The sequence below is a fragment of the Mycolicibacter kumamotonensis genome (assembly GCF_002086285.1).
In the GTDB taxonomy this organism is placed as follows: Bacteria; Actinomycetota; Actinomycetes; order Mycobacteriales; family Mycobacteriaceae; genus Mycobacterium; species Mycobacterium kumamotonense.
Map to the genome: position 1 here is coordinate 98,218 of NZ_MVHU01000001.1, position 14,083 is coordinate 112,300.

15 protein-coding genes are annotated in these 14,083 nt (G+C 69.4%); 5 read left to right on the plus strand and 10 right to left on the minus strand.

Going from position 1 to position 14,083, the window contains the following annotated elements:
- Positions 1–51 precede the first annotated feature (51 nt).
- Genes BST28_RS00455 through bioB form a run of 3 tightly spaced genes read right to left on the minus strand, consistent with a single transcriptional unit; the run spans position 52 to position 1,993 of the window.
- Entirely contained in the window at positions 52–747 is a 696-nt protein-coding gene (locus BST28_RS00455) for a DUF2567 domain-containing protein (RefSeq protein WP_083079388.1), read from the minus strand.
- Complete coding sequence (gene bsaP, locus BST28_RS00460; protein WP_083079390.1) at positions 744–980, minus strand: biotin synthase auxiliary protein BsaP; 237 nt, start codon at positions 978–980, stop codon at positions 744–746. Before bsaP ends, BST28_RS00455 begins: the two co-directional genes overlap by 4 nt.
- The gene (gene bioB / locus BST28_RS00465) at positions 980–1,993 is read right to left on the minus strand and encodes a biotin synthase BioB (protein WP_029249634.1); all 1,014 of its coding nucleotides are present in this window, start codon (positions 1,991–1,993) and stop codon (positions 980–982) included. Before bioB ends, bsaP begins: the two co-directional genes overlap by 1 nt.
- Positions 1,994–2,025: 32 nt before the next feature.
- Here bioB and BST28_RS00470 point away from each other — a divergent pair, with 32 nt between their 5' ends.
- Positions 2,026–2,598: a TetR/AcrR family transcriptional regulator C-terminal domain-containing protein gene (locus BST28_RS00470; protein WP_083079392.1), complete on the plus strand. Its 573-nt coding sequence runs from the start codon at positions 2,026–2,028 to the stop codon at positions 2,596–2,598.
- On the opposite strand, the gene BST28_RS00475 is transcribed toward BST28_RS00470, so the two are convergent.
- Genes BST28_RS00475 through bioA form a run of 4 tightly spaced genes read right to left on the minus strand, consistent with a single transcriptional unit; the run spans position 2,595 to position 6,261 of the window.
- On the minus strand, positions 2,595–3,098 hold the full coding sequence (locus BST28_RS00475; RefSeq protein ID WP_083079394.1) for a 2'-5' RNA ligase family protein: 504 nt from the start codon (positions 3,096–3,098) through the stop codon (positions 2,595–2,597). The genes BST28_RS00470 and BST28_RS00475 overlap by 4 nt on opposite strands.
- Before the next feature lie 3 nt (positions 3,099–3,101).
- A complete protein-coding gene (gene bioD / locus BST28_RS00480) occupies positions 3,102–3,782 on the minus strand; it encodes a dethiobiotin synthase (protein ID WP_083079396.1) in 681 nt (226 codons plus the stop codon).
- Positions 3,779–4,936 carry an 8-amino-7-oxononanoate synthase gene (gene bioF / locus BST28_RS00485; RefSeq protein WP_083079398.1) on the minus strand — a complete coding sequence of 386 codons (1,158 nt, stop codon included), beginning with the start codon at positions 4,934–4,936 and terminating at the stop codon, positions 3,779–3,781. The genes bioD and bioF overlap by 4 nt, the downstream gene beginning before the upstream one ends.
- A 32-nt stretch (positions 4,937–4,968) precedes the next feature.
- Positions 4,969–6,261 carry an adenosylmethionine--8-amino-7-oxononanoate transaminase gene (gene bioA / locus BST28_RS00490; RefSeq protein ID WP_109560601.1) on the minus strand — a complete coding sequence of 431 codons (1,293 nt, stop codon included), beginning with the start codon at positions 6,259–6,261 and terminating at the stop codon, positions 4,969–4,971.
- A gap of 160 nt (positions 6,262–6,421) precedes the next feature.
- Here bioA and ripD point away from each other — a divergent pair, with 160 nt between their 5' ends.
- The 3 genes from ripD (at position 6,422) to glgX (ending at position 11,449) form a co-directional block, all read left to right on the plus strand.
- Positions 6,422–7,039: an NlpC/P60 family peptidoglycan-binding protein RipD gene (gene ripD / locus BST28_RS00495; protein ID WP_083079400.1), complete on the plus strand. Its 618-nt coding sequence runs from the start codon at positions 6,422–6,424 to the stop codon at positions 7,037–7,039.
- Positions 7,040–7,109: 70 nt separating this feature from the next.
- Entirely contained in the window at positions 7,110–9,320 is a 2,211-nt protein-coding gene (sucT, locus tag BST28_RS00500) for an acetyltransferase SucT (protein WP_420093414.1), read from the plus strand.
- Entirely contained in the window at positions 9,311–11,449 is a 2,139-nt protein-coding gene (gene glgX, locus BST28_RS00505) for a glycogen debranching protein GlgX (RefSeq protein ID WP_083079404.1), read from the plus strand. Before sucT ends, glgX begins: the two co-directional genes overlap by 10 nt.
- Before the next feature lie 33 nt (positions 11,450–11,482).
- Here glgX and ilvA read toward each other — a convergent pair whose 3' ends face one another.
- Together ilvA and BST28_RS00515 are read right to left on the minus strand one after the other, a co-directional pair.
- Positions 11,483–12,772, minus strand: coding sequence for a threonine ammonia-lyase IlvA (ilvA, locus tag BST28_RS00510; protein WP_083079405.1), 1,290 nt, complete (start codon positions 12,770–12,772; stop codon positions 11,483–11,485).
- Positions 12,773–12,800: 28 nt separating this feature from the next.
- Complete coding sequence (locus tag BST28_RS00515; RefSeq protein WP_083079407.1) at positions 12,801–13,238, minus strand: nitroreductase family deazaflavin-dependent oxidoreductase; 438 nt, start codon at positions 13,236–13,238, stop codon at positions 12,801–12,803.
- A gap of 90 nt (positions 13,239–13,328) precedes the next feature.
- Here BST28_RS00515 and BST28_RS00520 point away from each other — a divergent pair, with 90 nt between their 5' ends.
- Positions 13,329–13,538 carry a hypothetical protein gene (locus BST28_RS00520; protein ID WP_019738190.1) on the plus strand — a complete coding sequence of 70 codons (210 nt, stop codon included), beginning with the start codon at positions 13,329–13,331 and terminating at the stop codon, positions 13,536–13,538.
- A 7-nt stretch (positions 13,539–13,545) separates the two neighbouring features.
- Here the strand turns inward: BST28_RS00520 and BST28_RS00525 are convergent, their stop codons facing one another.
- Positions 13,546–14,034, minus strand: coding sequence for a DUF488 domain-containing protein (locus tag BST28_RS00525; protein ID WP_083079553.1), 489 nt, complete (start codon positions 14,032–14,034; stop codon positions 13,546–13,548).
- Positions 14,035–14,083: the final 49 nt, after the last annotated feature.

Below are 14,083 nucleotides of genomic sequence, written 5' to 3' on the forward strand. Positions count from 1 at the left end.
CGAGCCTCGCTGAACCGCCGGATTGTTTCGGCGGTCCCAGCTTCGCCTCTCCTACGTCGAGCCTCGCTGAACCGCCGGATTGTTTCGGCGGTCCCAGCTTCGGCTCTCCTCCGTCGAGCCTCGCTGAACCGCCGGATTGTTTCGGCGGTCGGCGGGCTCTGGCGGATAGCCGCCCAAGTCATCGTGGCTGCTCCAGGTGGCGCAGAGGCCGTAGACCAGCGCTGCCGTCGCCGCCGGTAACAGCAACGTGGCGGCGATCTGCAACGGGGTGTGCCCGAAGAACACCGGCGGCCCCTCGGCGACGTAGTGGACCCGGTGCTCGGGAGACACCGGCGCGCCGTCCACATCGATCGTGCCGTAGCGGCGATACACCAGCGCGGCGCCGGTCAGCGCCGCCAGCCCCGCGCCGGCGGTCAGGCCCACCGACAGGGCGGCGACCATGCCCGGGCCCCGGTGTGCCCGCCACTGCCAAGCCAGCGCGGCCGACACCACCGCCACCACGCCCAGAATGCCCAGCAGCAGAAAAGGTGCGACGAAGAAATGGTCGGCTTCGTTGCCCAGGTAGGCCTGCACCCGCTCACCACCGCGGGTCAGGGCCACCACGCCGTGGATCGGGGGCGCGATCCAGGCCCACAACGCCCCGATCGGTAGCCCGGCCGCGGCCAGACCGCCGGCGACGATCATGGCTGCGCGGCGCCGCGTCACCCGGGGGGCGGCCGGCTCTGCGCGTGCTCCGGTGGCCGTCATCGCTGGGTGTCCAGATCCGTCGAATCCACCAGCCCGTGCCGAGAACACTTGGCCCACCAGCCATCCGGCCGGACCTGCACCGTCATCCGGCGCCCGCACGATGCGCAGAACCGTGGCGGCTCCAGGCCCAACTGGGCGGCCGTCGGGACCGATTCACCGGCGGGGTCCTCGATCTGCACGCCGGTGTAGACGTTGTAGACGCCGGCCCCGACAACCGGCAGATCGCGGACCATTACAGCGAGGCGTTGAGTGCCTTGATCGGCATCTGCAGATCGTCCAGCAGTTCCAGGTCGGTCTCGGCGGGACGACCCAGCGTGGTCAGATAGTTGCCCACGATGATGGCGTTGATGCCGCCCAGGATGCCCTGCTTGGCACCCAGGTCGCCCAGCGTGATCTCGCGGCCCCCGGCGAACCGCAGCATGGTGCGCGGCAGCGCCAGCCGGAACGCGGCCACGGCACGCAGCGCGTCGGCGGCCGGCAGCACCTCCAGATCCCCGAACGGCGTGCCCGGGCGCGGGTTCAGGAAGTTCAGCGGCACCTCGTCGGGCCCGAGCTCGGCCAACTCGGCGGCGAACTCCGCGCGCTGCTCCAGCGTCTCCCCCATGCCGAGGATGCCGCCGCAGCACACCTCCATGCCCGCTTCGCCGATCATCCGCAGGGTCTCCCAGCGCTCCTCCCAGGTGTGGGTGGTCACGACATTGGGGAAGTGCGACCGGGCGGTCTCCAGGTTGTGGTTGTAGCGGTGCACGCCCATGGCGGCCAGCTGATCCACCTGCTCCTGGGTCAGCATGCCCAGCGAGCAGGCGATCTGGATGTCGACCTCGTTGCGGATCGCCTCGATACCGGCGGCGACCTGGGCGAGCAGCCGCTCGTCGGGCCCGCGCACCGCGGCGACGATGCAGAATTCGGTGGCGCCGGTCTTGGCGGTCTGCTTGGCCGCCTCGACCAGGCTGGGAATGTCCAGCCAGGCGCTGCGCACCGGCGAGGAGAACAGCCCGGACTGCGAGCAGAAGTGGCAATCCTCCGGGCAGCCACCGGTTTTCAGGCTGATGATGCCCTCGACCTCGATCTCGGGACCACACCAGCGCATCCGCACGTCGTGGGCCAGCGCCAGCAACTCCTCGAGCCGGTCGTCGGGTAGTTGCAGCACCTCGAGAACCTGTTCCTGCCGCAACGCCTCGCCGCGCTCCAGTACCTGTTCACGGGCCAGCGCCAGGATGTCGTCGGTCACACGTGCTCCCCTCAAGACTTGAACGGTGTTCAGGTTAGGCTAGCGGGGTGCAGCTGCACAAACCTGACGTGGTCGCCGCGGCGGCCACCATCTTGGACAACTACGGCATCGCCGACCTGACGATGCGCCGTTTGGCGCGCGAGCTGAACGTCAGCCCCAGCGCACTGTACTGGCATTTCGCCAACAAGCAGCAGCTGCTCGGAGCGGTCGCCGACCGGGTGCTGGCGCCGGCCTGCGCGGACCCGGGACCGGGCAGCTGGCAGTGGCGCATCCGGACGGTGTGCGAACGCCTACGCAATGCGCTGCTGTCCCACACCGACGGCGCCGAGCTGGTGTCGGCCAGCCTGGCCGCGGGCCAATCGCAGGCCGCCGCGGACGTGCTCGCGCTGCTGGCAGAGGCCGCCACCGCGGCGGGCGTGCACCCGGATCAGGCCCAACAGGTGGCGCGCACCGTCGTGTACTACGTGCTGGGATTCACCGCCGACGAGCAATCCCGGCTGCAGTGGGACGCCGCCGGGGCAGCCGAGATAACGCCCGACACCGACCCGGGCGGCGCCTTCGCCTTCGGGCTGGGACTGCTCATCGACGGCCTGGCGGTGCGAGCCGGTCTCGCGGTCTAGATCGGGTATTCGTTGCGGGCGTTGCCATCCCAGCGGCGCAGGCCGACAAACCGGCCGACGATATCGGAGCGCCCGGCGATGCGCTGGGCGCGGCCCAACTGAGCCGGACCCACCCGGCGCGCCAGCGTGACGTGGCCGGTCCACTGGCCGGGCAGCACGTTGGGCATCGGCCCGGGGATCAGGTGCGGCGCACACGCCCGGTGCACCTGCGCATGCAACTCCAGTAAGTCGATGGTCGGCACCACCAGCCGGGCCAGCACACCGTGTGAACGCCCGAAGATCAGCGTTCCGCCCAGCAGGCAGCTCAGCGGCAGCCGCTCGGCGACCGCGGCCAGCTCAGCGTCGACCCGGGGATCGATGCGCTGGGCGACGACCAGGGTGACGTGCGGGCGGCTGGCCGGCGCCTGGCTGGGCACGCCGGCCGCGGCCAGGTCCGCCCAGATCCGCCGGATCGTCGTCTCGGTCTCGGCGTCGAAGACCAGCTCGATCGAGTGCACCATCGCTCAGCCCACCAGTGTGCGCACCCAGCCGTCGTCGAAGGCGGTGCGGCTCATCTCGGCGAACGCCGCACCGTCCAGGGCCGCAGCACCGGCCGGCAGCGCAGCGCGCAGTGGCGCCAGCCGGGCCAATGCCGGCCGATTACCGACGGCGGCGCGACCCGGCTGCCCGGGCCAGCTGCCGATCACCAGCCCGGCGCACGATAACCCTTGCCCGCCAAGTGATTCCAGGGTCAGGGCGGTGTGGTTGAGGGTGCCCAGCTCGGCGTTCACCACCACCAGCACGGCGGCGTCCAGGGCGACCGCCAGGTCGCGCAGCGTGACACCGTCGGCGGCCAGCTCGACCAGCAGCCCGCCGGCCCCCTCGACCAGGGTCAGCCGGCCGGGCCGGTCTGCGGCGCGAATCGCCGCGAGCAGCTCGGCGCCGGAGGGCAACACCGTCCCGGCCTCTTCGGCGGCGGCGGCCGGGGCCAGCGGCGCCGGGTAGCGGGCCGCCCCGCACAACTCGGTCACCCCCGAGAGCCGGCCGATCTCGGCCAGGTCGTCGTCGCCGTCGGCGGTGCCGGTCTGCACCGGCTTGCATACCGCCACGTCCAGGCCGGCCTGCCGGGCGCAGCAGGCCAACGCCGCGGTGGCGATGGTCTTACCGACACCGGTGCAGGTGCCGGTGATGACCAGGACGGTCATCGGACCGCGCCGCGGTGCTCGCGCAACACCCCGGTCAGCACCCGGCCGGCCAGCTCGAGGTCGTCGGCGGTCAGCGACGCGCGCGCGGTCAGGCGCAGGCGCGACGTTCCGGCTGGCACCGTGGGCGGCCGGAAGCAGCCCACCCGCACCCCGGCGTCCAGGCAGGCGGTCGCGGCGGCCACCGCCACCTCGGCGTCGCCGAGGATCACCGAGACCACAGCGGACTCCGGCCGTTCGGACACACCGCAGATCCCGGCCAGCGTGCGGGCATGGCGCAACACGTCGGTGGCGCGCGACGGCTCGCTGGCCAGCACGTTTAGGGCGGCCGACGCGGCGCCGAGGGCCGCGGGGGCCAGCCCGGTGTCGAAGATGAAGGTCCGTGCGGAGTCGATCAGGTGGTCGCGTACCGCGGCCGGCCCCAGAACCGCGCCGCCCTGGCTGCCCAGCGCCTTGGACAACGTCGTCGTCATCACCACATCGGGGGCCCCGGCCAGCCCGGCCTCGTGCAGCAGCCCGCGGCCGCCCTGACCGCGCACCCCGAGCCCGTGCGCCTCATCGACGATCAGCAGCGCACCGTGGCGGCGGCACACCTGGTGCAGCTCGCGCAGCGGGGCCAGCGCGCCGTCCGCGCTGAACACCGATTCGGTGAGTACGACGGCGCGCTCCTCATCGCGGTCGGCCAAGGCCGCTGCGACCGCGTCGAGGTCTCGGTGCGGCGTGATAACCACCCGCGCCCGGGACAGCCGGCAGGCGTCGACCAGCGATGCGTGGGAGTAGGCGTCGGAGACCAGCAGCGAGCCCGGACCGGACAGGCTGACGACCGCACCCAAGTTGGCGGTGTACCCCGAGGAGAACACCAAACCGGCTGGGGCACCGACAAAGTCGGCCAGCTGCTGCTCGAAGTGCTGGTGCAGCTCGGTGTTGCCGGTCACCAACCGGGAACCACCGGCACCGCCACCCCAGGTGTGCAACGCCTCGACTCCACCGGCGATGACGGCGGGGTGTGTCGACAGGCCGAGGTAGTCGTTGGAGGCCAGATCCAGCTCGGTGGCGACGGCCGGCCGCACCCGCAGTGAACGCCGCAGCCCGGCCTGCAGACGCCGCTGTTCCACCTCGGCCAGCCAGGCCAGCGGCGACAGCTCCGTGCGGGTCACGCTGTGCTCCTTCGACGACGGTTGAACACCGTTCAGGTTAAGGCACGCACCACACCGACCATCGCGGCGCCGATCCGGGCGATCTCGTCGGCGGTACAGATGTAAGGCGGCATCGCATAAACCAGGTTGCGGAACGGGCGCAGCCATACCCCCTGCGCCAGCGCGGCGGGCGTGGCCACTGCCAGGTCCACCGGCCGGTCGCACTCGATGACCCCGATGGCGCCGCACACTCGCACGTCGGCGACGCCGGGCAGGTCACGGGCCGGCTCCAGGGCGGCGGCCAGCCCGGAACCGATCCCGGCCACGCAGGAGCGCCAGTCCTGGCCCAGCAGCAGTTCGGTGCTGGCCACCGAGACCGCGCAGGCCAGCGGGTTGGCCATGAAGGTGGGGCCGTGCATCAGTGCGCCGGCCTCCCCGCCGCTGATGGTGTGGGCGATCTCGGTGCTGCACAGGGTGGCGGCCAGGCTGAGGTAGCCACCGGTCATGGCCTTGCCGACGCACATGATGTCGGGGCTGACGCCCACATGGTCTGCGGCGAAGAGCTCACCGGTGCGGCCGAACCCGGTGGCGATCTCGTCGAAGACCAGCAGCACGCCGTGGCGGGTGCAGGCCTCGCGCAGATCCGCCAGGTAGCGCGGGTCATGAAAGCGCATCCCGCCGGCGCCCTGCACCACCGGCTCCACGACCACCGCCGCCAGCTCATCGCGGTGCTGTTCCAGCTGCGCCTCGAACGCGGCGCTGTAGGCCGGGTCGTAGTCGCGGGGCACCTGCGGGGCGAACACCTGCGCGGTCAAGACGTCGCGCCACAGCGAATGCATGCCGCCCTCGGGGTCGCAGATGCTCATCGGGGTGAACGTGTCGCCGTGGTAGCCGCCGCGCCAGGTCATCAGCCGGTGCTTGCCGGGACGTCCGCGGGCGCGCCAGTACTGCAGCGCCATCTTCACCGCGACCTCCACCGCCACCGAACCGGAGTCGGAGAAGAACACCGTGTCGAGCCCGGATGGGGTGATGTCGACCAGCAGCCGGGCCAGCCGCGCGGCGGGTTCGTGGGTGAGCCCGCCGAACATGACGTGGTTCATGGTGGCCAGTTGCGCGGTCATCGCGGCGTCCAGGCTCGGGTGACCGTGGCCGTGGATCGCGGTCCACCAGGAGCTCATGGCATCGATCACGTCGACCGGTGCGTCGTCGACGATCAGGGTCAGGTATGTGCCGCGGGCGGCCACCGCCACCGTCGGGGCGAGCGTCTGGGTGCCGATCGTGCTGTAGGGGTGCCACAGGTGGGCGGTGTCGATGGCGCTGATCTGCTCGGGAGTCAACGCGGCCATGACTGACGACAGTAATGCCGGCGGGTACGGCGTAACCGTTCGGTCACAGGTTGCGGAATTTCTCACCAGCCGCGGCGCAAGCAGCGTAAGCGCCGGTAGGCTATGTGACAGAAGTGGCGAATGATGCTGCTGTGGTAAACGACCCGAGAAGGGGGTTCCGATGAAACGCGTCTGTGCCACCGCGATCGCACTGGCTGCGGCCTTGGCCCCGGCGCTGAGCGCCGCCGGACCCGCCGGCGCCGACCCGATCTCGCAATCCGGTCAAAGCCCACTCATCGACCGGGTGATCCAGCGCGCGCTGTCGCAGCGCGGGGTGCCCTACGTCTACGGCGGCGGGGACGTCTCCGGCCCCACCAACAGTGCCCGGGCCAGGGCCGCCACCACCCGCAGCGCCCTGACCGATGTCTCGGGCCGCACCGGCCTCCCGGGCGGCACCGCCGCCGCTCCCGGTCTGCCGGGAATGCCGATGGCGCCCACCGCGGACATCCCGGACACCACCACCGTCGGATTCGACGCCTCCGGCCTGATCCAGTACGCGTTCGCCGGCGCCGGGATCAAGATGCCGCGCACCTCCGGCGAGCAGTGCAGCGTCGGGCAGAAGGTCCCGCCGGCGCAGGCCCGTCCCGGTGACCTGCTCTGCTACGGGCCGGGCGGCAGCCAGAGTGTCGCGCTGTACCTCGGCAACAACCAGATGATCGAGGGCACCAGCCCCGCGGTCACGGTCTCGCCGGCCCGCACCTCCAACATGGTTCCCTATTTGACCCGGGTGATTCCCTAGACACCCGGTCGACGTCACAGCGATTGGAATGCGGTTTCGCCAGTCCCGTTAGGTAGATTATCGGGCGATCATGATTGCCCTGTCCCCGCCGCGACCGGCGGCAACACCTGCTGCGGCACCCGCTTCCGGATCCGGTCCGGCGCCGGGGTCGGTCGCCGCGATGGGAACCCGTAAAACGGGGTTCTACCGCCACGACCTCGACGGGCTGCGTGGCATCGCGATCGCGTTGGTGGCGGTGTTCCATGTCTGGTTCGGGCGGGTGTCCGGCGGGGTGGATGTCTTCCTGGCGCTGTCCGGATTCTTCTTCGGCGGCAAGCTGCTGCGGGTCGCGCTGAACCCGTCCTCGTCGCTGTCACCGGTGCCGGACCTGATCCGGCTGGTTCGCCGGCTGCTGCCCGCCCTGGTGGTGGTGCTGGCCGGCTGCGCGGCGCTGACCATCTGGATTCAGCCGCAGACCCGCTGGGAGACCTTCGCCGACCAGAGCCTGGCCAGCCTCGGCTACTACCAGAACTGGGAATTGGCCCGCACCGCCTCGGATTACCTGCGCGCCGGTGAGGCGGTCAGTCCGCTGCAGCACATCTGGTCGATGTCGGTGCAGGGCCAGTTCTACCTCAGCTTCCTGCTGCTGATCTTCGGCTTCGCGTACGCCTTCCGGCGCCTGCTGCGCACCCGCCTGCGCTCCGCCTTCGTGGTGCTGCTCACCGCGCTGACCGTGGCGTCGTTCTGGTACGCGATCGTCGCGCACCAGTCCAACCAGGCCCTGGCTTACTACAACAGCTTCGCCCGCGCCTGGGAACTGCTGCTGGGCGTGCTGGCCGGGGCGCTCATCCCCTACATCCGCTGGCCGATGTGGCTGCGAACCGCGGTGGCCACCCTGGCGCTGGCGGCGATCCTGAGCTGCGGCGCGCTGATCGAAGGCGTGCAGGAGTTCCCCGGCCCCTGGGCGCTGGTGCCGGTCGGCGCCACGGTGGCACTCATCCTGGCCGGGGCCAACCGGCACGCCCACCCGAGCACCAACGGAAAACTGCCGTGGCCCAACCGGTGGCTGGCCGCCGGGCCGCTGGTGACGCTGGGGGCGATGGCGTACTCGCTGTACCTGTGGCACTGGCCGTTGCTGATCTTCTGGTTGTCCTACACCGGCCACCGGCATGCCTCGGTGCTCGAAGGCGCGGGCATTTTGCTGCTATCCGGCGTGCTGGCCTACCTGACCACCCGGCTGGTCGAGGACCCGTTGCGCTACCGTGCGCCGGCCGGAGCCGGCCCGACTCCGGTGCTGACCATTCCGTGGCGCAAGCCGTCGGCGGGCTGGTGGAAACGGCCGACTCTGGCGCTGGGTTCGACGGTGGTGCTGCTGGGTGTGGCCCTGACCGCAACCTCGTTCACCTGGCGCGAACACGTCACCGTTCAGCGCGCCAGCGGCACGGAGCTGGCCAAGCTCAGCAAGGACGACTACCCGGGTGCCCGCGCTCTGATCAAGCATCAGCGAGTGCCCAAGCTGCGGATGCGGCCCACCATCCTGGAGGCCAAGAAGGATCTGCCGCGCTCCACCCGGGACGGGTGCATCAGCACCTTCACCAACCCGGCCTTGATCAACTGCACCTACGGTGACCCGGAGGCCACCCGAACCGTCGCGCTGGCCGGCGGATCGCATGCCGAACACTGGCTGCCCGCCCTGGACATCCTGGGCCAGAAGCATCACTTCAAGGTGGTGACCTACCTCAAGATGGGCTGCCCGTTGTCCACCGAGAAGGTGCCGCTGATCATGGGCAACAACGCGCCCTATCCGCAGTGCTACGAGTGGGTGGGCAAGACGATGGACAGGTTGATCGCCGACCACCCGGACTTCGTGTTCACCACCGCCACCCGGCCGTGGAACATCAAACCCGGCGACGTGATGCCGGGAACCTACATCGGTATCTGGAAAAAGTTGTCGGAGCACAAGATCCCGATTCTCGGGGTGCGTGACACACCGTGGCTGGTGCGTGACGGTCAACCGTTCCAGCCCGCGGACTGTCTGGCCTCCGGGGGTGACGCGGTGTCCTGCGGCATCAAACGCTCCGAGGTTCTCGTCGACCGCAATCCCACCCTCGATTTCGTCGAGCGGTTCCCGCTGCTCAAGCCGCTGGATCTGTCCGATGCGGTGTGCGACAAAGAGATCTGTCGCGCCGTGGAGGGCAATGTGTTGATCTATCACGATTCCCACCACCTGTCGGCCACCTACATGCGCACGATGACCGGCGAACTCGGCCGGCAGATGGGTCCGGCCACCGGATGGTGGTGAGCCCGGTCCCCGCGGTCTGGCCCGGCCACAGTTACCCCCTTGGCGCTGTCTACGACGGAGCCGGAACCAACTTCGCGGTGTTCTCCGAGGTCGCCGAGCGCGTCGAGCTGTGCCTGATCGACGACACCGACAACACCGAGACCCGGATCGGTCTCGACGAGGTGGACGGCTATATCTGGCACGCTTATCTGCCCGGTGTCGGGCCGGGCCAGCATTACGGGTTCCGGGTGCATGGGCCGTTCGACCCTGCCGCGGGGCACCGCTGCGACCCCGGCAAGCTGCTGCTGGACCCGTACGGCAAGGCCTTCAACGGCGATTTCGATTTCGGTCCGGAGCTGTTCTCCTACGACCTGAACGACCCCGAGAGTTCCGGCCCTCCCCCGGCGCTCGATTCAGTGGGGCACACCATGACCAGCGTGGTGATCAACCCGTTCTTCGACTGGGCCTCCGACCGCTCGCCGCGCACCCCCTACCACGAGACGATCATCTACGAGGCCCACGTCAAGGGCATGACCCAGACCCACCCCGGGATACCGGAAGAGTTGCGCGGCACCTACGCCGGGCTGGCGCATCCGGTGATCATCGAGCATCTGAAATCGCTGAGCGTGACCGCGATCGAGCTCATGCCGGTGCACCAGTTCCTGCACGATCACCGTCTGCTGCAGTTGGGGCTGCGGAACTACTGGGGCTACAACACATTCGGATTCTTCGCGCCGCACAGCTCCTACGCTGCCAGCCGCCAGGCCGGCGGGGCGGTGGCAGAGTTCAAGGCGATGGTGCGAACCTTCCACCAGGCGGGCATCGAGGTCATCCTCGACGTGGTCTACAACCACACCGCCGAAGGCAACCACCTGGGCCCCACGATCAACTTCCGCGGCATCGACAACGCCGCCTACTACCGGCTCGATGAGGACGATCTACGGCACTACACCGACTACACGGGCACCGGCAACAGCCTCAACGCCCGCCACCCGCACACCCTGCAGCTGATCATGGACTCACTGCGCTACTGGGTGACCGAGATGCACGTCGACGGATTCCGTTTCGACCTCGCCTCGACGCTGGCCCGGGAACTGCACGACGTCGATCGCCTCTCCGCGTTCTTCGATCTGGTGCAGCAGGATCCGGTGGTCAGCCAGGTCAAGCTGATCGCCGAGCCGTGGGATGTCGGTGAAGGCGGCTATCAGGTGGGCAATTTCCCCGGCCTGTGGACAGAGTGGAACGGCAAGTACCGCGACACCGTCCGCGACTATTGGCGCGGCGAACCGGAGACCCTGGGCGAGTTCGCCTCCCGGTTGACCGGTTCCTCGGATTTGTACGAGGCGACCGGCCGGCGGCCCAGCGCCAGCATCAACTTCGTCACCTGCCATGACGGTTTCACGCTGGCAGATCTGGTGTCCTACAACGAGAAACACAACGAAGCCAACGGTGAGGACAACCGCGACGGCGAAAGCTACAACCGGTCGTGGAACTGCGGTGTCGAGGGGCCGACCGACGATCCCGCCATCCTGGCGTTGCGCGCGCACCAGGTCCGCAACATCATGGCCACCCTGCTGATCAGCCAGGGCACCCCGATGATCGCGCACGGCGACGAGATGGGCCGCAGCCAGCGCGGCAACAACAACGTCTACTGCCAGGACTCCGAGCTGTCCTGGATGGACTGGTCGCTGAGCGACAAGAACGCCGACCTGCTGGCGTTCACCCGGACGCTGACCGCCCTGCGCACCGCACACCCGGTGTTCCGCCGGCGCCGGTTCTTCGACGGCCGGCCGATCCGCGGCGGCGACGAAGTGCGCGACATCGCCTGGCTGACGCCGGCCGCCCAGGAGATGACCCGGCAGGACTGGGACAGCGAATTCGGCAGGTGCGTCATGGTTTTCCTCAACGGCGAGGCACTGCCCGAACCCGATGCCCACGGCCGGCGCATCATCGACGACTCGTTTCTGCTGTGCTTCAACGCCGGGGAGACACCGCTGGACTTCGTCACCCCCAACGCCGAATACGCCCAAGGCTGGCAGGCGGTGATCGACACCGCCGATCCCACCGGCAGCACCGAACTCGAGGTCGAAGCCGGTCAGGCCGTGACCGTGACGGCACGCTCGCTGATCATCTTGTGCAAGAGCCGGTGAGCCACGTCGCCGTGCAGTTGCGCCGAACCGGGCTCAGAGCAGGTAGCGATACGCCGGCGACCCCGGCTCCAGGGGCTCGACGTGGACCTGCGAGGAGCGCATCCGGGCCAGCAGCCCGTCCAGATCCGCCGCCGACCCCAGCTGAATCCCGACCAGGGCCTCGCCGGTCTCGCGGTTGTTGCGTTTGACGTACTCGAACAGGGTGACGTCGTCGCCGGGACCGAGCACCTCATCGAGGAACCGCCGCAGTGCACCCGGCTCCTGGGGAAAGTCGACCAGGAAATAGTGCTTGAGGCCCTGGTGCACCAGGGAGCGTTCCAAGATCTCGCCGTAACGCGAGACGTCGTTGTTGCCGCCGGAGATCAGGCACACCACCGTGGAACCGGGGGTGATATCGGCCTCCAACAGGCCGGCGACCGAGAGCGCGCCCGCCGGTTCGGCGATGATCCCCTCGTTCTGATAGAGGTCGAGCATGGCGGTGCAGACCGCGCCCTCGTCGACGGTGGTGACCGAGACCATGTCGCCGGCGGCGGCCAGCGCGGCATAGGGCAGTGCCCCGGCCCGCTTGACGGCGGCGCCGTCGACGAATTGGTCGACGTGGTCGAGGGTCACCAATTCTCCGGCCGCCAGCGCGGCCATCATCGCGGCGGCTCCGGCGGGCTCGATGCCCAGCACCGCGCTGTCGGTGGTCCGCTCCGCCAGGTAGGTGGTGATGCCGGCGATGCAGCCGCCGCCGCCGACCGGAACCACCACCAGATCCGGTTCGCCGCCGAGTTGGTCGAGGATCTCGACGGCGATGGTGCCCTGACCGGCCATCGTCCGCAGGTCGTCGTAGGGCGGCACCAGGGTGGCGCCGGTGCGGGCCACATCGGCCAGTGCCGCCTCGGCGGCCAGGTCGTAGGTCGCCCCTCCGACGATCAGCTCGATGAAATCGCCGCCGTGATAGCGGATCCGGTCACGCTTCTGCTTCGGCGTCTTGGCGGGAACATAGACCCGGCCGCGGATGCCCAGCGAGCGGCAGGCGTAGGCGAACCCCTGCGCATGGTTGCCGGCCGACGAGCACACCACGCCTGCGGCCAGCTCCGCCTCGGTCAGCTGGACCAGTAGGTTGTAGGCGCCGCGCAGCTTGTAGGACCGCACCGACATCAGGTCTTCGCGCTTGAGGTAGACGTTCGCGCCGGTGATGCTCGACAACCGGTCGCTGTACTGCAGCGGGGTGGGTGCGACCACGCCGGCGATTCGCTTGGCCGCCGCGTCGACATCGGCCGCCTTCAAGGGGCCGGAGTGGGGACCATTGCGGTTCTGGCGCAGTTCGGCGGACACCGCAATATGGTGCCACCCAGCAGCGGCTTCAGCCCACCGGGGTCAGGACGAACACCGGGATCTGGCGGTTGGTCTTCTTCTGATAGTCGGCGTAGTCGGGGTAGGCGGCCACCGCACGCTCCCACCACTGCGCTTTCTCATCGCCGAACACCTCACGGGCGTCGTAGTCCCCGCTGACCGTGCCGTCCTGCAGTTCGACCCGCGGATTCTTGGTGACGTTGTGGTACCAGACCGGGTGTTTCGGGGCGCCGCCGAGTGAGGCGACGATCGCGTACTGGCCCTCGTGTTCCACCCGCATCAGCGGGGTCTTGCGCAGCTTGCCGGTCTTGGCGCCGACCGTGGTCAGCAGCACGACGGGCATGCCTTTCATCGTGGTGCCCTCGGTGCCGCCGGAGTTCATGTACTGCTCGGCGTTCTCCCGGGACCAATCCCACGGGCTGGGTGCGTATTCTCCGCTCAATGGCATGCCGTCAGCCTAGCGGGATGCCCCGACACGACGCCCCGACCATGAGATTTCGGCTAGCCCAACAATTGGTTATCGCGTACCGTTAACGCTATGACCACCGCCGAGCGTCCCCCGCAGCAGGTAGTGATCGCGGGTGTGCCCTGGCCGGCTTACAAGGTGGTCGCGCTGGCAATCGGGCTGGTGACCCTGGTGGGCGTCGGCGCCGCCACCGCCAGTGCCGCGGCCGCTGTCTTGAGCGCGGCCGCCGTGTGCACCGCGGTGTGGCTGATCCTGGGCCCGCTGCTCCCGTCGCGCCGCTGATCGGGGGTCAGCCGGTTTCGGGCGGTGGGCCGTCATACACCAGCACGTCTCCGTCGATCCGTGCTTCGGCTGTCGGCCGATGCTCCCGCAGCTTCCCGTCGTGCATCAGGTGACGTACCGGCACCTGGCGCACCAGGGTGAGGTAGTCCGCGATCAATTTGCGGTGGCAACGCCACCACACGGTCTCTGCGCACATCACCGCGACCTGCTGACGGGCCGCATCGGCCAGCAGCTCGTCGATTCCGGCCCGGAAGTCGTCGGAACGCATGTAACCGGCGTACGAGCGGAACGAGTCGTTGCGCAGCCCGACGTCGGGACTGTCTCCTTGGACCCGTCGCCAACCGCCGAGGCGCGGCTCCCACCGGTAGCCGACGCCGGCTTCGGGCAGCCAGTGCTGCATCGCCTCGCGGGCGGTGTCGGGATTGTGCCGGCTGCCCGGCGCGGTGCGCACGTCGACGAGATGTCCCACCCCGGCACCGGTCAGCAGGGCCGTGATCTCCGCTGCGTCCGCGGTGCCATGGCCGAAGGTGAAAACCGTTGGTGTC